The sequence below is a fragment of the Serratia sp. AXJ-M genome, from assembly GCF_046531865.1.
Classification (GTDB): domain Bacteria; phylum Pseudomonadota; class Gammaproteobacteria; order Enterobacterales; family Enterobacteriaceae; genus Serratia; species Serratia liquefaciens.
Genome location: NZ_CP059394.1, coordinates 105,166 through 123,403, shown reverse-complemented (window position 1 = coordinate 123,403; position 18,238 = coordinate 105,166). Strand labels below are relative to the sequence as shown.

The 18,238-nt window shown below is 56.5% G+C and carries 16 protein-coding genes, 1 tRNA gene and 1 other RNA gene; 5 read left to right on the top strand and 13 right to left on the bottom strand.

Going from position 1 to position 18,238, the window contains the following annotated elements; translation table 11 throughout:
* Nucleotides 1-183: 183 nt before the first annotated feature.
* Nucleotides 184-474, top strand: a complete 291-nt coding sequence (locus tag H0S68_RS00560) for a DUF6516 family protein (protein WP_046375102.1) — start codon at nt 184-186, stop codon at nt 472-474.
* Entirely contained in the window at nt 471-818 is a 348-nt protein-coding gene (locus H0S68_RS00555) for a glycosyl transferase family 1 (RefSeq protein ID WP_217331725.1), read from the top strand. Before H0S68_RS00560 ends, H0S68_RS00555 begins: the two co-directional genes overlap by 4 nt.
* 53 nt (nt 819-871) lie before the next feature.
* Here H0S68_RS00555 and H0S68_RS00550 read toward each other — a convergent pair.
* The 8 genes from H0S68_RS00550 to H0S68_RS00515 form a co-directional block, all read right to left on the bottom strand.
* Nucleotides 872-1,001: non-coding RNA, RtT sRNA (locus H0S68_RS00550), on the bottom strand.
* 32 nt (nt 1,002-1,033) lie between these two features.
* Nucleotides 1,034-1,110 (bottom strand) — tRNA-Pro (locus H0S68_RS00545).
* A 120-nt stretch (nt 1,111-1,230) separates the two neighbouring features.
* Nucleotides 1,231-2,562 (bottom strand): MFS transporter, encoded by a 1,332-nt coding sequence (locus H0S68_RS00540; RefSeq protein WP_410529090.1) that lies wholly within the window; start codon nt 2,560-2,562, stop codon nt 1,231-1,233.
* A 100-nt stretch (nt 2,563-2,662) separates the two neighbouring features.
* Nucleotides 2,663-4,198, bottom strand: coding sequence for a signal transduction histidine-protein kinase/phosphatase UhpB (gene uhpB / locus H0S68_RS00535; protein ID WP_046374768.1), 1,536 nt, complete (start codon nt 4,196-4,198; stop codon nt 2,663-2,665).
* Nucleotides 4,198-4,788 (bottom strand): transcriptional regulator UhpA, encoded by a 591-nt coding sequence (uhpA, locus tag H0S68_RS00530; RefSeq protein ID WP_020824721.1) that lies wholly within the window; start codon nt 4,786-4,788, stop codon nt 4,198-4,200. Before uhpA ends, uhpB begins: the two co-directional genes overlap by 1 nt.
* Before the next feature lie 365 nt (nt 4,789-5,153).
* Nucleotides 5,154-6,848 (bottom strand): kdo(2)-lipid A phosphoethanolamine 7''-transferase, encoded by a 1,695-nt coding sequence (gene eptB / locus H0S68_RS00525; protein ID WP_128864816.1) that lies wholly within the window; start codon nt 6,846-6,848, stop codon nt 5,154-5,156.
* Between the two features lie 220 nt (nt 6,849-7,068).
* Nucleotides 7,069-7,494 (bottom strand): organic hydroperoxide resistance protein, encoded by a 426-nt coding sequence (locus tag H0S68_RS00520; RefSeq protein ID WP_004934114.1) that lies wholly within the window; start codon nt 7,492-7,494, stop codon nt 7,069-7,071.
* A gap of 157 nt (nt 7,495-7,651) precedes the next feature.
* Entirely contained in the window at nt 7,652-8,116 is a 465-nt protein-coding gene (locus H0S68_RS00515; protein ID WP_020824719.1) for a MarR family winged helix-turn-helix transcriptional regulator, read from the bottom strand.
* Between the two features lie 112 nt (nt 8,117-8,228).
* Here H0S68_RS00515 and H0S68_RS00510 point away from each other — a divergent pair, with 112 nt between their 5' ends.
* Nucleotides 8,229-8,828 carry an HD domain-containing protein gene (locus tag H0S68_RS00510; protein ID WP_041415142.1) on the top strand — a complete coding sequence of 200 codons (600 nt, stop codon included), beginning with the start codon at nt 8,229-8,231 and terminating at the stop codon, nt 8,826-8,828.
* A 3-nt stretch (nt 8,829-8,831) separates the two neighbouring features.
* Here H0S68_RS00510 and H0S68_RS00505 read toward each other — a convergent pair whose 3' ends face one another.
* The 4 genes from H0S68_RS00505 to H0S68_RS00490 all read right to left on the bottom strand — a co-directional run bounded on the left by H0S68_RS00505 (nt 8,832) and on the right by H0S68_RS00490 (nt 14,656).
* A complete protein-coding gene (locus H0S68_RS00505; protein WP_410529089.1) occupies nt 8,832-10,226 on the bottom strand; it encodes a carbohydrate porin in 1,395 nt (464 codons plus the stop codon).
* A gap of 128 nt (nt 10,227-10,354) precedes the next feature.
* On the bottom strand, nt 10,355-11,758 hold the full coding sequence (locus H0S68_RS00500) for a glycoside hydrolase family 1 protein (RefSeq protein WP_115057938.1): 1,404 nt from the start codon (nt 11,756-11,758) through the stop codon (nt 10,355-10,357).
* Nucleotides 11,759-11,772: 14 nt separating this feature from the next.
* Nucleotides 11,773-13,635, bottom strand: coding sequence for a PTS beta-glucoside transporter subunit IIABC (gene bglF, locus H0S68_RS00495; protein ID WP_410529088.1), 1,863 nt, complete (start codon nt 13,633-13,635; stop codon nt 11,773-11,775).
* A gap of 262 nt (nt 13,636-13,897) precedes the next feature.
* Complete coding sequence (locus tag H0S68_RS00490) at nt 13,898-14,656, bottom strand: SDR family NAD(P)-dependent oxidoreductase (RefSeq protein ID WP_128864813.1); 759 nt, start codon at nt 14,654-14,656, stop codon at nt 13,898-13,900.
* Nucleotides 14,657-14,770: 114 nt separating this feature from the next.
* Between H0S68_RS00490 and H0S68_RS00485 the strand changes: the two genes are divergently transcribed.
* Together H0S68_RS00485 and H0S68_RS00480 are read left to right on the top strand one after the other, a co-directional pair.
* Nucleotides 14,771-15,634 carry a LysR family transcriptional regulator gene (locus tag H0S68_RS00485; protein WP_187962110.1) on the top strand — a complete coding sequence of 288 codons (864 nt, stop codon included), beginning with the start codon at nt 14,771-14,773 and terminating at the stop codon, nt 15,632-15,634.
* A 91-nt stretch (nt 15,635-15,725) separates the two neighbouring features.
* The gene (locus tag H0S68_RS00480; RefSeq protein ID WP_187962109.1) at nt 15,726-16,475 is read left to right on the top strand and encodes an NAD-dependent epimerase/dehydratase family protein; all 750 of its coding nucleotides are present in this window, start codon (nt 15,726-15,728) and stop codon (nt 16,473-16,475) included.
* Here H0S68_RS00480 and H0S68_RS00475 read toward each other — a convergent pair.
* On the bottom strand, nt 16,472-17,920 hold the full coding sequence (locus tag H0S68_RS00475) for an alpha/beta hydrolase (RefSeq protein WP_201895862.1): 1,449 nt from the start codon (nt 17,918-17,920) through the stop codon (nt 16,472-16,474). The two genes, H0S68_RS00480 and H0S68_RS00475, sit on opposite strands and share 4 nt — an antisense overlap.
* Nucleotides 17,921-18,238: the final 318 nt, after the last annotated feature.

Genomic DNA, 18,238 nt, shown 5'->3' with positions numbered 1-18,238 from the left:
TATCAAGCGGGTTTTATTGAGCAGCGATGAATTTATTTAATAATGAATCACTGCTGCCAATAGGAATAAGGAGTGTGAATTAATTTCTGGGCAAGGATCAATATTTGTCATGTCACACAGTGTTGTCATCATTGACAACACTTAAAACATGTTGTTATTTTAAACAATATGAAGGAGATGGAAGTGCCTTCTCAACTGATCTATCAGGACAGGATCCCACTGACAAACACTGAATTTATACAATTGGTTATTTGGCATGTCGAGCCACCTGTTCACGGCAGCACTCATCACTATAAGTACCGGTTTGCCTATGTGAAAGAGGGTATTTGCCGTTTGCGTTATGACAACGAGGCAGGTAAAGGCGATCACAAACATGTGGGCAACACTGAGCAGCCTATTGTTTTTACCCATCTCATCGAGCTGAAACGCAGTTTCTTCAGTGAAGTTGCTCAACTAAGAGGAGAAAGAGAATGAACAGAGTCACCATCCGTGTTGCTTCTCTTGATGAGCTTCAATGCAACATGGAAGAAGCCCTGCAGGGCAATAAACAGCAACAGGGAAGCTATATCACTTTTTTAGATTGGGAGAGCCTGTGGAAAACCCTGTCGCCCAAGAAAATGCAAATCCTGCACACCATGACCGGCGGTGGTGAACTTTCTATCCGGGAAGTGGCACGCCGCGTCAAACGGGATGTGAAAGCGGTGCATACCGATCTTCAGGCACTGCTGAGGTGCGGCATTGTTGATAAAAGCGAACAGGGGATTATTTTTCCCTTTGACGAAATCCATTTTGACTTCGTGGTCGGAAAAGCAGCCTGAAGGGCAAATAACAGGCGAAAAAAAACCTGCTTATAAAGCAGGTTTTCCGAATGTGGTCGGCGAGAGAGGATTACGCGCATCTTTGATGCTTGCCCTGCGGGCCGTTGCTAAAGCAACGTGGTCTCGCTGCGCTCGGCTCAAACCTCCTTCGGAGGTTCTCATCCTATATATAACAGGCGAAAAAAAACCTGCTTATAAAGCAGGTTTTCCGAATGTGGTCGGCGAGAGAGGATTCGAACCTCCGACCCACTGGTCCCAAACCAGTTGCGCTACCAAGCTGCGCTACTCGCCGATGCGGGGCGCATCTTACTGCTGGGGATAATACGCGTCAATCACTTTTTCAACCCAGCCCGCCAAGTGGCGATAAAAGCGTCATAAAGCGCGGTACGATGCCCTGTACCGCGCTTTTGCATCATGCCTTGGCGGTTTTCAGCGCCGGTGATTGCGCACGCAAGAACGGCAGCAGGAACAGCGCGGACAGGCAGGCGGCGATAGAGATCACCACGAAGAAACCATTCCAGTGCCAGATTTCCATGATGCGGGCAATCGGGTAGCCGGACAGTGCCGCCCCAAGATAGGCAAACAGACCGACGAAACCGGTCGCCGCTCCGGCGGCATCCTTATGCGAACATTCCGCCGCCGCCATGCCGATCAACATCTGCGGGCCAAAGATAAAGAAGCCGATGGCAAAGAAACAGGCAGCCTGCAGCAGGAAGGTCACGCCCGGCATGAGCCACAGCGCCGCCACCGACAGGAAGATACCGATGGCGAAGATCAGGTTCATTGGCCCACGGTTACCGCGGAACAGCTTGTCGGAGCCCCAACCGGCCACCAGCGAGCCGATAAAGCCACCCACTTCGAACAGGGAAATCGCCGAGTTGGCGGTCATCAGCGAATAGCCTTTTTCCTGCGTCAGGTACAGGTTGCCCCAGTCGTTGATCGCCGTACGTACGATGTATACCAGCACGTAAGACACTGCCAGCAGCCAGATGTACTTGTTGGTCAGCACGTAACGCTTGATGATTTCCCGATTGGTCAGGCCCTGGCCTTCCGATTCCTGCACCAGTTCCATGGCGTCGTTGCGCCATTTACCGACGCTAGGCAACCCTATGGATGACGGCTTGTCACGCAGACGCCAACACATCAGCAGGCCCAATAACACACCGATAATGCCCGGAATGATCATGCCGTAGCGCCAGCTGAAGTGCAGCGAGATAAAGCCGACCAGCAGCGGGATCAGCGCACCACCGAAGTTGTGCGAAGTGTTCCAGATAGCCCACCAACTGCCGCGTTCGGAGCGGGAATACCAACTGGTGAGGATTTTTGAACAAGGTGGCCAGCCCCAGCCCTGGAAGAAGGCGTTGAGGATCCACAGCGTACCCAGCATCAGCAACGAAGAGCTAAGCCCGAAGAAGATATTGAGCACGCCGGTCATGATCAGACCCAGGCCCATAAAATAGCGCGGATTGGAACGATCGCTGATCATGCCTGAGATAAATTTCGAGCAGCCGTAGGTGATGTAGAACAGCGTCCCCAGGATGCCGACATCGGACATCGTCAGGCCAAGATCGCTCAGCATAGCCGGCATGATGAAGTTGAAGCTTTTGCGCGTAAAGTAAAACGCGGCATAGCCGATGTACATCGTCCACATCAGCTGGATACGCCAGTATTTATAGCTGGCATCGATCTGTTTTTGATCGGTAACCGGCGGCACATCCTGGCGGCTTTTAAGGAAAGACCACATGTGAAACCTCAGAGAATAGGAAAAGTGCCGCTATCATGCTGCGCGCGCGCGCGAATGGCTTACGCCGGATTCCCGACGCAGTTAGGAGTATTTCCTAGTTTTACGCTTCTGCCGTTGAAACTGTGGGTAAGATCACATTCAAACAGGTGCCATGCTCCGACGTCAGCCGCAGTTGGCCACCCAGTGCGCTAATGCGCTCTTGCATGCCGCGCAGGCCGTAACCCGGCTCATGGTCGGCCAAATCGATACCGATGCCGTTATCGCGAATGGTCAGCAGGATTTGCGGCGGTCGCCCTTTACGGTGACGAAGACGCGCGTCCAGCTCAATGCGGCTGGCAGCAGCGTGGCGACAGACGTTGGTCACCCCTTCCTGACAGACCCGGTACAGGGTAATTTTCAGCGTTTCATCCAGCAGTTCATCCGGTACCTGCCACTGCATCGTACTCACCAGCGACGTATCCTGCGGTAGCGACTCACGCAACATCGCCGCCACCGCCGCCGACAGCGGCAGGTTATTCAGGGCGGCGGGCCACAGCTGAGTCAGCACGTCGTGAACGCCGTCATACACCCGCAGCGCCAGCGTATCTATCGCTTCTGCACAGCCGATCACCGGCGGCTGTGGTGCCAGACGCTTGATAATACTGGCCTGGGTACGGATAACGGTGATGGTCTGGCCGACTTCGTCGTGCAGCTCACGCGCGACCTCCCGCCGGGTTTGCTCTTCGGCCGTCACCAGCGCGCGCGCCAACTGGCGGTTTTCCGTCAATCGCAGCCGTAGCTGCTGGTTCAACTCACGCTGGCGTTGAATGCCGGCCCCAAGCAGCAGCCCGGTCAGGCTCTGGGCCAGCAGCGACAACAGCAGGTCGCGATGCGACTCGGGCTGCGGTGGCTCGTTGGCGACCAATACCACGCCGTTGAGCAGCGTCGCCAACAGCGCCCCCTGCCAACCGTAACGGTACGACATGAAGACGATCGGGATAGCCAGACAAAACGGCGCAAAGCGGCGCAGCTCGGCGGCATTCACCTGCTGTTGCAGCCAGATACTGAGCGCAAACAGCAGCAGATAGGTAGCCAGATGCCGTAACCGCAGCGTCACCGGTTTATGGATCAGGCCCGGTTCGAGCGGTACCCAGATTTGCCGCGCCAGATAGTGCCATAGCAGCAGGCAGGTCGGGGCGATGGTGAAGCCACCCGCCAGCCCAAGCAACAGCGCCCGTGCGCCCTCGCCGTTCACCACCTGCCACACCAGCGCCTGCAGCAGTGCGGCGACCGCCACCACCGCGCCCTGCATCAGCGGCCATTGCCATTCGCTGTCGTTTTGTTGATGACGCAGCAGCCAAGGGGAAGCGACCAGGCTAAGCAGCACCGTCAACACCAGCACCACCACCGAAGCCCACAGCGCCGGCCCGTAACCGAACTGATCCGCCAGCAATACCATCAGCAACAGGTCGGCCAGCAAGATCCCCGGCCAGAAGCGATAAGGGCTTTGCAGCAGAATGCCCAGGCGCAGGCCGAACGGGAACAGCAGCAGCGCCTGCCAGGGCGGGTCGATCAGCGCGGTGCCGATGCCCCACAGGCAAAACGCACTGGTGGCATAAATGAAAAACAGCGCCAGTTGGGTGATCAGGCGTTGCATCACAGATTCAGCATCCGCTTCGCCAGTTCGACGTTATTGTTAATGCCCAGCTTGGCGAACAGATTGGCGCGATGCACGTGGACCGTTTTCGGCGATAGCCCCAGGGCGACGGCAATCTCCCGTACCTCCTGCCCCTGGGCGAGTAACAGCGCGATTTCGCGTTCGCGACGCGTGAGGGGATCCACCTTCACCCGTGCCAGCTGTTGGGCGATTTCAGGCATCAGGTACACGCCGCCGCTGGCGACGGTGCGCACCGCGGTGATCAAATCTTCAGGCTTGCAGCGTTTGGACAAGAAGCCACAGGCACCACGCTCAAGCGCCATTTCCACCAGCGCCGGGTTGTCATGCATCGACAACATCACCACCCGAATACCGGAAGGGATGTCCGCCAGCAAATCCAACCCGCTGCCATCCGGCATCGAAATATCGCAGATGCAGATTTCCGCCTCCAGGCCTGGTAACCCAGCGCGCGCCTGAGCAGCACTGCTGAATTCCCCCACCACCTGAATATCCGCCTCAAGCGACAGCAGTTGCACAAAGCCCGATCGCACAATGTCATGATCGTCAATAAACGCCACGCGCAAGGTCATGGAAATCTCCGGTTCGAGGGGGAAAGTGCCCAAGTATACCCTATAGCTTTCAAGTTGCAGCTAGGCGCACAGCTCGTTCATCCCCAGGTATTGTAGGGGCGCCGCATGCTGCGCCCGCATTAATCGGGGCGAATTTATTCGCCCCTACAGTAACTGGGGTGAACAACAAATCTGTCGGGAACAGATTTGAACGCTGCTTGCAGCAGCCCCGAAGGGGCAAGACCCACGGACGGGTCTTGTAAGCAGGTAACAACGCTGCAAATTGAAAGATGACGGGTATATATCGCAAGCCTGAGCCGGATTAATTGATGAAGGGAAGGTATTAACAGATTTTACCGGGCGCAGTGCGCCCGGTATTGCAGAGGTTACAACTGTGCCGCCGGCGTTTTTTCCTGCGGAACATTGCACCAGTTGTTTTTCGCCACGATGCCGCCGTTCGGCGAGGTATATCCGAGGCAGCCGAGAATGGTATCGAACAGCTCTACATGACGGTGGGTTTTACCCACGCGCTGTTGGGCCTGAAGTTGTTCAAACGCCCCGCGATGCTGAGGATCTTCCAGGAATTTATCGGATGCCCATACCATCATCGGTACGCGGAACTGCTCCGGCGGTGCCATTTCACGCGGCGTACCGTGCAGGTGCGAATTCTCGCCGATAGATTCGCCGTGATCGGACGAATAGAACACAATTGCCTTCTTCTCACGCACCTGATCAATCACGTTGGCGATAAAGCTGTCGGTATACAACACTGAGTTATCGAAGGCGTTAACCAGCTGCTCTTTAGAACAGAAATTGTCGACGCCGGTACACTCCGGTTGATAGCGCGCATAGCTGCGTGGATAACGCTGTGAATAGAGATAATGCGAACCTTTGGTGTGCAGGATCACCATGTGCTTGCCCTGCGGATAGCGGGCCAGCGACTCTTTCATTTCGTCCACCAACAGCATGTCGTCAACCGATTTACCGTCATTGCGTTTCTCGGAGGCGATCATTTCGCGGAACGAATAGTTGTTCACTTCGGTATTGTTATAGAACCAGACTTCGCTCTGCATGGCGAACAGCTCCGAGGTGAAGCCCAGATCCTTCAGCACTGCAAACACGTTCTGCTCTTTCAACGTACGCTGCGGGTTGTCCGAGGTACCGCCTTCGCGCACGAACATGCAGCGCAGAGAAAGTTTGGTCGAGGTATCGCAGGATTCACCACGGAACGCCACCAGGTTTTTCTCTTTGGACAGGCGTGGCGTGGTGTCACGGTCGTAACCCAGTATCCCCATGTGATCCCAGCGCGTGGTTTCACCGATAATAAACACCACGTAGGTATCATCGATATCGGCCGGCGGCACATAGGTAAAGTTCTTGGCCGGGTCGAACAAATTGGCCTGATCCTGGCTTTCGTCATACCGGGTATAGGCAAACAGCCCCAGCGCAGACAGCCAGTTGGATGGCAAATAGGAGTGCGCCACTACGCCACCGTAGCTCGGCAAATCCACATTGGTGATTTTTTCCTGCGCGCTCTGTTCGCTGTCCAACATACGCAACGGTAACCACACCAGCGCCACCACCGCCACCAACACCACCAGCGGTTTCACCCGGTGCCCTGGGGTTTTCAGCTGTTCGATCAGCGTGTAGCGCAGGTTGTTTTTCCAAATGCACAACAGCGGTAAGGCGCTGAGCACCAGCATCCACAATACAAAGTGCAAGCCGACCACTTCTTTTGACAGGTCGATATCCGTAGTCATGACCGAGACCACAATGCCGTAGCCAATCACCACGTTGAAGAACGTCATGTAATAGCTGGCGGCAACGGAAATCAGCACCAGTAGCGAAGCAACGATACGGTAAAACAGCCGGCCACCAAGCGAGACCAGCCGCATGATAAAGAAGGTAAACAGCACGATAGCGATAACCTCGGTTACCGCAGAAATAACCTTAATCCCCTGAATGCCGTGCGAAAACGAATCAAAGCGACGATAGAAAACGGAAAGGTTTAAAAAGATGCCGATATAAATCGCTAACAATAACGATAAATTCTGCTGTGAAAGCGATTTAACTTTGTTCATGTAACGCGGTGGCTCCGGACGGTAACAGTTCTGAATCAGTCAGACATTCAATGCGGCTTCAGGTTCAGCCGATCGGCAATAAGCGCTATTTCGGGGGTAATAATCAAGAGAATTCTCAAGAAACGGATATTTTTTTTATTTTTGTGTGAAGTGTACAGGCGGGGCAGAACGAGAAAGGGAGGGATAACCCTCCCCTTTTTCCGTGACGTTGGCGAAAGTCTTACTTAACGTTAAGCGTTACATCAATATTGCCGCGGGTAGCATTGGAATAAGGGCAGACCACGTGGGCTTTTTTCACCAGGTCTTCCGCCACGCTGCGCTCGATACCCGGCAGGCTGATATCCAGTTGCACTTCGATACCGAAACCGTTGGGGATTTCACCGATGCCGACGGTGCCATCAATTTTGGCTTCGGCAGGAATTTTCACCTTTTCTTTCGCCGCAACAAACTTCAGCGCGCCGAGGAAACAGGCCGAGTAACCGGCAGCAAACAGCTGCTCCGGGTTAGTGACTTCACCGCCCGCACCACCCATTTCTTTCGGCACGCCCAGTTTGACATCCAACACGCCGTCGGATGAGGTCGCACGGCCATCGCGGCCACCGGTTGCGGTGGCATGAGCGCGGTAAACAACTTTTTCAATCGACATAAATCATTCCTTCTTTTGGTTGGAGGCATCACATCGGATCCAGTTGGCTGAACCCGATCATAGGTCTATCTCTCACGATTAAATCGTGCACTACTTAAATTACCCACTTACTTCAGTGTAGCGCAGGATCGCCGATCCTGCGTCTGGCTGCCGTTCTTCAAATCTGATCTATCAGCTTGCCGCGCAGCTTTTCGAGCTGCTGCTTGATATTAACGATTTCATCGAGGCTGCAATCGGTAGCGCACATCACGGCTTCCGGCACCGCCTGCGCTTTTTCACGCAGCGCGCGCCCGGCGTCGGTTAACGCGATAATCACCTGTCGCTCGTCGGTCGTGGCGCGGTAACGCAACAACAACCCTGCCGTCTCGAGCCGCTTCAACAGCGGCGTCAGCGTGGCGGAATCAAGAAACAGCCGCTCGCCGATGTCCGAAACCGTGATTTCGTCACGCTCCCATAGCACCAGCATCACCAAATATTGCGGATAGGTGAGATCAAGCTGGCTCAGCAGTTTGCGATACACCTTGTGCAACGCCAGATTGGCGGAGTACAGGGCAAAACACATCTGCTGATCGAGCAGCAGCAGGTTTTTCGCTACGGGGTGTTCGGGGTTTTTACTTTTCATGTTTTGAATATAGATAGCGCACGATGTAATCGCAAGCTATTTTTTAATCGGTATGCTACCTTTTTTAATGCAGGGGATGCCACAGCAGGGTGCTGTGCCGGAGGAAAAGGATATGACAACCACACTGGTAGAACGCGCACGCCGCTACGCCACCAAGGCGCATGCGGCTATCGATCAGCGCCGCAAATACACCAATGACCCCTACATCGTTCATCCGCAGGCGGTAATGGAAATCGTCAGCAGCGTGCCGCACAGCGAGGAAATGCTGGCTGCCGCCTGGCTGCACGACACGGTGGAAGACACGCCCACCACCCTCGGCGATATCGAGAGCCATTTTGGGCCAAAGGTGGCAGAACTGGTGGCAATGCTGACCAACGTCAGCGGCACCGGCGGCGGTAACCGCTTCGAACGTAAAAACCGCGATCGACGGCACAGCGCCAACGCTTCACCCCAGGCCAAAACCATCAAACTGGCCGATCTGATCGACAACACCCGTTCACTGCTGGAATTCGACAGCCATTTTGCGCGCACTTATTTGATAGAAAAACAGCGTCTGCTGGAAGTGCTGACCGAAGGCGACCCGACGCTGTGGCGCCAGGCCAACCATATCGTCGAGCAGGGTCTGGAAAAGCTGCTGTTGCCGCCGCATAACGTCCCGGCAAGCTGGTTCGAACATGCACGCCAGCGTTACCGGGAAAGCGATGCGGCGTAACCCTCAGAAGGTCACTACGGTTTTCAACGCCGTCACCCAGGCATCCTGCGTTTCACTTACGCCCCCCGGATGATGCCAGTATTGTAGGCCCGGCTGCAGTTGCAGCCAGGGGGTGACGTTGAAGCGATAGTAGAGTTCTGCCGTCACGGAATGTCCTGGCACCGGGCGGAAATTGGGATCGTTATACGCGGTGGCGTTGTTGAGTTGATTCAGGTAACGCTGATTATCCCGGTAATGGTCGCTCAACTTGACCATTGAAACGCCCAGGCCCAGCCAATCGTCCGGCCGCGCGTCAAACAATCCGCGGTAGCGAATACCGGTAGAGGTGGAGTAATGCATATAGTTGGAACGCGGATCTGCCAATCCCAGGCTGTAGAACAGGCTCAGACCCCGATTGGCATCATCCGGATGACGCGTTAGCTGTTGGTTAAAACCACTGTACAGGAACCAGGTGCGGTCATGGCTGCGATAGCCGTTTGGATCGCTCGCTCCCGGGCCGCCGGAGACCCCCTCATACAAATCTTGTTGCCGGGCATTGGTGAACAACACTCCCAGGTTATAAACCCCCGGCAACTGATTGACCGCATGGGTTTTCAGTTCCAGCTCCATCGGCAGCAACAGGCCTTTACTGCCTTTGGTCGACCAGCTCCAGGCATGGCTGCGGCTTGGGGCGCTTGGGTTCTGCTCCATCAGGCCGGTTTTGAAGGTCAACCCGTCGGTCAGTTTGTATTGCAGCGTGGTACCCCAGTAGTGGACGTTCCAGTTATACCAGGTCAATGAGTTGGCGGACTTGCCGCCGCACAGCGTCAGCGTCTGGAAGTCACAGGGAATGATCTGATCGAAATCCTGCACCTTGTTCATCATGCCGATACGCCATTGCAGCCGACGCTCCAGAAAACTGCGGCTAAAGGTCAGCCAGCCCAGCCGGGTGATCGACTGGCCGCCGTAACTTTCCTGGGACAAATCGGTCGGATTAACGCGCGGATCCTGCAGGCGGTCGCGCGTCAAGTTGTTATCATGGTTGCGGTTAACGATATTGCCTTCAAGCGCCGCATCCGGAATTCCGGTCAGCGCCTGCAGGTCCTGGCTGAAGGTCAGCGAGAACTGATCGATATAGGACGCCTGCCTGTCGTGGTTATATCCACCGCCGGCGTTATAGGAAAGCTGGCTGAGATAACCCAGATTATAGTGAAAGCCATGATCTTCCAGGATCGGTCTGATCCCCAGCATGTCGCCCAACAACCCAGGTTGTGGCTGTTCGAACCCGAGCGCGACGCCTTGCCACTGGGCCGTTGGCGCCTCCACGTCTTTGGCGGTTTGCAAAGTTTCCGCCTGTGCGCCAACGCTGACCCACAGTAATCCTGCGCAGGTTATTGAGTGAGGTAATGGGTATTTCATTATTATATTTCTCCGCATATTACGCTGACTGCGGGCAACAGCATTCCCTGGGCGAGAATTCCCCAAACATTGGCAGCAGTAGATAAAGGTCATGACCCGGTGATTGCCACCGGGTTAATGGGTAAAACCTAGGCTTTTTCTTTCAGTGAGTTACCGTTGCTTTGAATCACGTCGCGATACCAGTAAAAACTCTTTTTGCGATGGCGCTCCAGGCTACCGTTACCGGCATCGTCGCGGTCGACATAAATAAAGCCGTAGCGTTTGGACATTTCGGCTTTAGAAGCGCTGACCAGATCGATTGGCCCCCAACTGGTGTAGCCCATCACTTCCACGCCGTCGTCGATCGCTTCCGCCACCTGCACCAGATGATCGTTGAGATAATCGATGCGGTAGTCGTCGTTGATACTGCCGTCGGCTTCGATACGGTCCTTGGCCCCCAACCCGTTCTCCACGATAAACAACGGCTTCTGATAGCGATCGTACAAGACGTTCAGCAAATAACGCAGGCCAACGGGGTCGATCTGCCAGCCCCACTCCGAACTGGCCAAATGCGGGTTAGGCACCATATTGAGAATGTTGGCGCGGGCGGCGTTGTTCTGCTGTTCGTCGGTGGTGACGCAGCCGCTCATGTAATAGCTGAAGGAGATAAAATCGATGGTCTCGCGCAGCGCCAGCCGGTCTTCGGCGGTGATCTCAATCTGAATGCCGTTTTCGCGGAAGTAGCGCTGCATATAGGCCGGATAGTCACCGCGGGCCTGCACGTCACCAAAGAACAGCCAGTCGCGATTCTGGCGCTGAGTCTCCAGCACATCCTCCGGTCGGCAGCTCAGCGGGTAAACAATACCGCCCAGCAGCATATTGCCGATTTTGCCGTCCGGCACGATTTCGTGGCAGGCTTTGACCGCCCTGGCGCTGGCCACCAGTTGATGATGAATGGCCTGGTAAATCTCGCTCTTGCTGCTGTCCTCTGCCAGGCCAACGCCGGTAAAGGGCGCATGCAGCGACATATTGATCTCGTTAAAGGTCAGCCAGTGCTTCACCTTGTGCTTATAGCGCTCGAACACCGTGCGTGCGTAGCGTTCAAAAAAGCCGATGGTCTTGCGGCTGCCCCAGCCGCCGTAGCGTTTCACCAGCCCATACGGCATCTCGTAGTGCGACAGCGTGATCAGCGGTTGAATGCCGTACTTCGCCATTTCGTCGAACAACCGGTCATAGAACGCCAACCCCGCCTCGTTCGGGGTGTCCTCATCGCCCTGCGGGAAAATCCGCGTCCAGGCGATGGAGGTTCGCAGGCACTTGAAGCCCATTTCAGCGAACAACGCGATGTCCTGCGGGTAACGATGATAAAAATCGATCGCCACGTCCTTGATGCCGCTGTCGCCGTCAACCCGTGGGACAATCGCGCCGAAAATGCCCTGCGGCTGCAAATCAGAGGTCGATAGGCCTTTGCCGTCGGTCTGATAAGCTCCTTCCACCTGATTGGCCGCTACCGCACCGCCCCACAGAAAATGGTCTGGAAATTTGCTGCTCATGGTTTTCTCCTCGGTTAACGTAATAAAGTCAGCAGCGGCGCCTGCTCCCGCACCCTGCTCTCGCCACTGGCCAACACCTCGACGTAGTCATCGCTGTTGCTGATGATGATCGGCGTAGTGGTGTCAAAACCGGCGGCGCGGATCGCTGCCTGGTCAAACTCAATCAGCAGATCGCCTGGCTTAACCCGATCCCCCTCTCGCACATGGGCGCTGAAATGCAGCCCGTCGAGCTTGACGGTATCTATACCGACGTGAATCAAGATCTCCGCACCGTCGTCCGATTCAATGCCGATGGCGTGCCGGGTTTTAAACAATGAGGCCACGTGCCCGGCGACCGGTGACACCACCCGGCCCTGCAATGGGACAATCGCTACCCCCTTGCCCAATAAACCGCTGGCGAAAGTCGCGTCGTTCACCTGCTCCAGCGGCAATACGTCACCGGCAATCGGGCTGACGACGGACTCTTTGCGGTTAAGCGGGGCTGCAGGCGCCTGCTCGGCGACCGCTTCAACGGGGACCACGCCGAACAGATAGCTGGCCACCGCCGCAAAGCAGAACGACAGCAAGGTACCGGCAATCGCGCCCCACACCGTGGCGTCAAAGCCACCGGCGGGAATAATCTGCGCAAAGGTGAAAACGTTCACCAGACCAAAGGAATAGGTGGCAGTGTGGAAATAACCGATCACCGCTCCGCCCAGCGCCCCCCCGATACAGCCGAAAATAAACGGCCGCTTGTTCGGCAGGGTCACGCCATAAACGGCGGGCTCGGTGATACCAAAAATCCCTGCGCCGATAGCAGAACCTGCCAGCGCCCGAAGTTTGGCGTCACGGGTACGCAACATCACGCCCAGCGTAGCCCCCACCTGCCCCATCACGGCCGGCAGCAGCAGCGGCACCATGGTGCCGCGGCCAAACACGCTCAGGTTGTTGATCATCAAGGGAACCAGTCCCCAGTGCAGGCCAAAGATCACGCACACTTGCCACATCGCGCCCATAAACGCCCCGGCAATAATCGGGTTAAAGGCGTAAATACTCTGATAGCCATTGGCCAGCAGATGGCTGAGCCAGGTGGCCGCCGGGCCGATCAGCAGGAAAGTCAGCGGGACGGTGATCACCAGGCACAACAGCGGCGTAATAAAGTTGCGGACCGCGCTGTGGATCACCCGGTTAAACAGCGGCTCCAGGCGGCACGAAATCCAGGCGGCAAATATGATCGGAATGACCGACGAGCTGTAGTTGATAAAGGTCAGTGGGATACCGAAGAAATACTCCCGCACCGCATCGGGCTGCTGGGCGGCTTCAAACGCCGCCATCATCAGGGGGTGGGTCAAAGCACCGCCGATCGCCATGCTGATGAAGGGGTTACCGCCAAATTTTTTCCCAGCGGTGTAACCGAGCATGATGGGCAAAAAGTAAAACAGCGCATCACTGGCAGCAAACAGCATTTTAAAGGTGCCGCTGCTCTCCAGCAGCCAGCCGCAGGCCAGGCTCAATGCCAGGAAGCCTTTCAGGATCCCCGAAGCGGCCATCACCCCCAACAGCGGAGTAAAAATGCCGGAGACCACGTCGATAAAGCGGCTGAAAAGATTGTCTTTTTTGTCACCATCTTCCGCCACCGCCTCACGCTCGCTCAGGCCGCCCACCTGATTGACCGCGTTGTAGACGTCGGCCACATGGTTGCCTACCACCACCTGAAACTGCCCGCCGCTTTCCACCACCATGATCACACCCGGATTTTTTTTCAGGGCGGCGGCGTCGGCACGGCGGCTGTCGCGCAGCTTGAAGCGCAGGCGAGTGGCGCAGTGCACCAGGCTTTTTACGTTGTCGCGGCCACCGACGCCGGCCAAAATCTCACTGGCTAATGCTTCATATTTCATCGCGATATCCTTCAATCCTGCGTTCTGCCAAATCCCACTCAGCGGTGGCCAATCGCCGCCACAGAATTCAGCGCAAAAAAAAACCTAAACCTCATGGCCTCTGCACCCACGAAGGGAACAGAAGCACGAGGTTTAGGTTTTGCCTGCCTGAGCAGTGACAACCCTAAATCGGCTGAGTTATGACGTTACCACCCGACTTTTTGTCGAGGCAAGAGCTTGCGGCGGCAAATTACCGAACTGTGATCCGCCGTACAAAACGGCGTCAGTGAGCGAAATAGTGCATGCCGCCGTCTACCGGGATCACCGCACCGGTGATATATCGCGCGAGCGGGGAACAAAGAAACGCGGCCAGATAAGCCATGTCTTCCGGCTCGCCAAAATAGCCGATCGGGATATTCTGTTCGATAAATGCCAGGCGCGCGGCGTCGGTCGGGTGCAGTTTTTCACGCACCTGTTCGCTATTAATCCGCCCGGGCTGCAGCGTATTGACGGTAATGCCCTGCGCCGCCACCTCTCCCGCCAGCCCCTTGGCCCACAGATGCAATGCGCCTTTAGCGGCAGTGGCGGCGTTTAAACTACGCGGCTCCATCGAGCCACTGATGTTGATGATCCGGCCCCATCCCTGCGCCTGCATGCCGGGCAGCAGTGCGTGGGTGACCCGACGCGCCGGCGTGAAATTCAGGGCAAAAGCCTCTTCCCAACCCGCGTCGCCTTCGTTCAGTGCGGTTGGACGAGCCCCGCCGACGGCATTAATCACAATGTCTATCGTGCCGAAGCGTTGCTGCACCTGAGCAAGCAGGCTGTCGAGTGCTCCTGCATCGGTGATATCCGCCGCAATCACGTAAGGCCGTACGCCACCGCTTTTCGCGATCTCATCTGCCAGGGCCAGCAGGCGATCTTCACGACGGGCGGTAGCCACCACGGTAACGCCCTGCGCTGCAAATACCCTGACCATACCCGCACCGATTCCTTCACTGGCGCCGGTCACCAACGCGACGCGATCCTGCAGTTGCAAATTCATAAGATTACCTTATTGAATAATTCAATTTGGTTTCAAACATAACGGCATTGAATCACACCCCGCTCTGTGTGAATATTCCATAAATTTGCAACGATACTGTGCAGGAATTCACTGATGTTCGATTGGCAGGATTTAAAACACTTTGTGGTGCTGGCGCGTACCGGTTCATTGTCGGCAGCGGCGCGAGAAATGGGCTGTGATCACGCCACCGTGGGCCGCCGAGTCGCGGCACTGGAGAAAGCGCTCGGTCTGCGGCTGATCCTCCGCCTGCCGCGCAGCACACCGCTGACACAGGATGGCAAAATGATTGCCGGGCTGGCTGCCGAGATTGAAAACCAAAGCCACGCCATTGTCCGTCATGCGCGCAGCGCCGGCGAAACACCGCAAACCCAGGTACGCATCAGTGCACCGCCGTCGATAGCCGCACGGGTTATCGCACCGGAGATTGCGAGATTTCATCAGGCTTTTCCGCATATTACGTTGATACTCTCCGGCGAATCGGCCATCGCCGAACTGGACCGTGGCGATGCCGAAGTGGCGGTGCGGATGGTACGTCCGCAACAACCGGATCTGCTGGTTCAGCGCATCGGCATGATGCGCTACGCGCTGTACGCCACGCCGCAGCACGCAGCCCTGCCGGAAGCCGCACGGGCCTTTATCGCCTATGACCACCACTACCAACACCAGCCCCACCAGCAGTGGCTGCAGCAGCTGTTGCAGGGCCGCCCGGTGGTTTTTGAGGCCAGCGATCTGTTCTCGCTGCAAGAAGCCGCGCGTTCGGGGCTAGGTGCCGTGGTATTGCCGACGTTTATCGCCGATAGCGACCCAGATCTGGTGGTTTTACCCACCCCCATCGCCGCGCCAACTCGCGAGCTGTGGCTGGTCACTTATCCCGATCTGGCGCGGTCCGTTGCCGTACGCGCAGTGATGACTTTTCTGGCGGATACCATCGAAAAAAAATGCCCACTGGTGACATAAAACATCAGAAAGGCTAATTGATGCTGGACAAAAGTCACGCAGGGGATTATTACTGATCACCGCGTAATTCACTTTAGGGACAGCTGAGATCATGACTTTGCGTACTGAGTTTGGACGAATTCTGATTACCGGCGCGGGCGGTCGGGTCGCTACGGCATTCCGTCAGTCCGTTGGCAATCGCTATCAGCTGCGGCTGGCGGAAAGAGACGTCAGCCTGTTGCACAATCTGCAGCCAAACGACGAGATCATCAGTTTTGATATCGCCGATATCGAAGCCTGCCGGTCGGCCTGCGCCAATATCGATACCGTACTGCACCTGGCGGCCGATCCTTCCCCCGATGCCGATTTTTGCAATTCACTGATGGACAACAATATCCTCGGCACCTTCAATATCTTCCGTGCGGCGAAGGACGCCGGTTGCAAACGCGTGGTGTTCGCCAGCAGCGCGCAGGCGGTGGAGGGCTATCCGTTGGATTACCAAATTCGACCGCAGGACGCGCCCAAGCCGAAAAATCTGTACGGGGTCAGCAAAGCGTTTGGCGAGGGTATCGCCGCCTACTTTGCCCATCAGGAGGGGCTGTCTTCACTGTCGGTACGCATCGCCAACTTCACCACGTTAGAACGCGGTGAACAACTCAGCGCCCGTGATATGAGCGCCTTCCTCAGCCATCGGGACGCCGCCGATCTGCTCGAACGCTGCCTGCGCATTGAAGGCGTGCACCATGCGGTGGTGCACGGCGTTTCCAACAACCGCTATAAGCGCCTGTCGCTGGAGGAAACCACCCGCCTGCTCGGCTACTACCCGCAGGACGATGCCTTCAGCATCCTCGGTTTCGACTAAAGCTTGCTATCGATGCGCTGCAGCAGGTAAGGGAAAAACGGGTTAGAGGCAATGCGCATCAGCGAATCCAGATCGACCACCAGCACCGAACGTTCGCCACGCGCTGCCAGCGTACCCAGGCTGATACCGAACTCGCCGCGCTGAGCCGGGAAGCGGCCATAAAGCGAATCGCTCACCGGGAATGGCAGCGCCACGTGCGACAGCGAATAGATGTCCGCCGGATAGGTCATGCCTAGCGGCTGTACGCTTTGCGTCGTTTCTCCGGCCGCTGTCACACTGGCAATGGCTTCGCTACTCTCGGGCGAGGCGTTGGCAATCACCGTGGTTTGATAACGGCGCGGCGGCGCAGGCAACAGTTGGCTGACCGCCGCCGCCGCATTGGGTCGCAGCAAGGGCCCAAAGTTTATCGTACGATTGACGTCAAACAGCACCAGTTCGCTGCCGTTAGCCGGCAATTCATTATATAACGCGCGGATCACCGCCCGCGTACTGACGGTCGAATCCATTACCGACTGGAAGGTCAGCACCGGCGCCAACTTGTCCAGCTTGCCGTCACGCGCTGCCCGAGCGATTTGCTGTTGCAGATCGTTGCTGAGCAGGTAAGACTGACGCGCGCCGTTCACCGGAAATGAATTGTATTTGAAGGGGTTAAACTCCGGCAGGACGCCGAGCCAGGCCGCTTTGGCAAACGCCGGAAACACCGCCGGCCAGCCGGCAATACCGGCGAAACGGGCAAAACTGGTCACGCCAATCATCGGTGAGATCAACACCAACCGCTGCGGCGCCGCTAACTGCGGATCGTCCAGCGCATCCAACGCATACTTCATCGCCAGCGCACCACCGTTGGAAAAGCCCACGATATGCAGCGGCTTGTCGCCTCCGGCCTTGCTGCGCGCCTCGCGCACGGCTAAACGCGTTGCCGCCAGCCAGTCGCGCCATTCAATATCGGTCAGTGCCCCCGGCACCGTACCGTGCGCCGGCAGGCGAATACCTACCGCCACATATCCCTGCTGCCGGTAGTTTTCGGCGATATGCCGCAGGCTATAAGGCGAATCTGTCAGGCCGTGCAGCAGCACCACCGCGCCACGGGGTTCGCCCTGCGGCAGCAATTCGTAAGAGCGGTTCCAGTCGTGGGCAAAATGTTCCGGGTAGACCGGGCTGCCGTCAAAATAGCGGTTGAGCGGAATGCGTTCGCTGGCGGAGAGTTTGTCCGTGACGTTAACTTTCACCTCGTCAAACACCCGGCTCTCTGCGGCCAGATAACCTTGCCAGTTGGTTTTATCCAGCTCGGCGGCCGACAACTCGTGCGGCACAAAAGTATGCCACGGCTCCAACGCAGGGCCGCGCTGAGTATCGTAAACCCGCACCGCAAACAGCGTGAGCAAGACGGTGACGCCCACTATCGTCAGTCGTTTGGTCCATTTAATTATCGCCCTGGAAGGCATGCTCACTCCTGAATTCACGGTTATCCAGCAGCGATTATAGAAGCTAAACGCCCGCAGGGGCAGCTCACCGACCGCCAACTTCTACCCGCCTATTTTTAGAGCCTGCTCACAGAACGCGCATTTCCCGTCCTTTTTCACGGATAAAAATTGATCTGCCAACCGAATGTTTGTAGGTTTTCTGTAACGATACACTAAAACGTTACAGTTAAAGATTAAGACACAAAGTATCGTCCCGTTCCCCCTGTCCCTACCGCATTGCCCAGCAGGGGAATCATCTTCACCACCAGCATCGCAGGCTGTCTGCGATCGGGAGCCAGG

What these genes read in the sequence shown, in the direction of transcription:
- H0S68_RS00515 (WP_020824719.1), bottom strand. Translation starts at nt 8,116, where the DNA reads ATGAAAAGTAAAAACCCCGAACACCCCGTAGCGAAAAACCTGCTGCTG.
- H0S68_RS00500 (WP_115057938.1), bottom strand. Translation starts at nt 11,758, where the DNA reads ATGAGCAGCAAATTTCCAGACCATTTTCTGTGGGGCGGTGCGGTAGCG.
- H0S68_RS00510 (WP_041415142.1), top strand. Translation starts at nt 8,229, where the DNA reads ATGACAACCACACTGGTAGAACGCGCACGCCGCTACGCCACCAAGGCG.
- uhpB (WP_046374768.1), bottom strand. Translation starts at nt 4,198, where the DNA reads ATGCAACGCCTGATCACCCAACTGGCGCTGTTTTTCATTTATGCCACC.
- H0S68_RS00555 (WP_217331725.1), top strand. Translation starts at nt 471, where the DNA reads ATGAACAGAGTCACCATCCGTGTTGCTTCTCTTGATGAGCTTCAATGC.
- eptB (WP_128864816.1), bottom strand. Translation starts at nt 6,848, where the DNA reads ATGAACAAAGTTAAATCGCTTTCACAGCAGAATTTATCGTTATTGTTA.
- uhpA (WP_020824721.1), bottom strand. Translation starts at nt 4,788, where the DNA reads ATGACCTTGCGCGTGGCGTTTATTGACGATCATGACATTGTGCGATCG.
- bglF (WP_410529088.1), bottom strand. Translation starts at nt 13,635, where the DNA reads ATGAAATATGAAGCATTAGCCAGTGAGATTTTGGCCGGCGTCGGTGGC.
- H0S68_RS00475 (WP_201895862.1), bottom strand. Translation starts at nt 17,920, where the DNA reads ATGCCTTCCAGGGCGATAATTAAATGGACCAAACGACTGACGATAGTG.
- H0S68_RS00520 (WP_004934114.1), bottom strand. Translation starts at nt 7,494, where the DNA reads ATGTCGATTGAAAAAGTTGTTTACCGCGCTCATGCCACCGCAACCGGT.
- H0S68_RS00490 (WP_128864813.1), bottom strand. Translation starts at nt 14,656, where the DNA reads ATGAATTTGCAACTGCAGGATCGCGTCGCGTTGGTGACCGGCGCCAGT.
- H0S68_RS00505 (WP_410529089.1), bottom strand. Translation starts at nt 10,226, where the DNA reads ATGAAATACCCATTACCTCACTCAATAACCTGCGCAGGATTACTGTGG.
- H0S68_RS00480 (WP_187962109.1), top strand. Translation starts at nt 15,726, where the DNA reads ATGACTTTGCGTACTGAGTTTGGACGAATTCTGATTACCGGCGCGGGC.
- H0S68_RS00540 (WP_410529090.1), bottom strand. Translation starts at nt 2,562, where the DNA reads ATGTGGTCTTTCCTTAAAAGCCGCCAGGATGTGCCGCCGGTTACCGAT.
- H0S68_RS00485 (WP_187962110.1), top strand. Translation starts at nt 14,771, where the DNA reads ATGTTCGATTGGCAGGATTTAAAACACTTTGTGGTGCTGGCGCGTACC.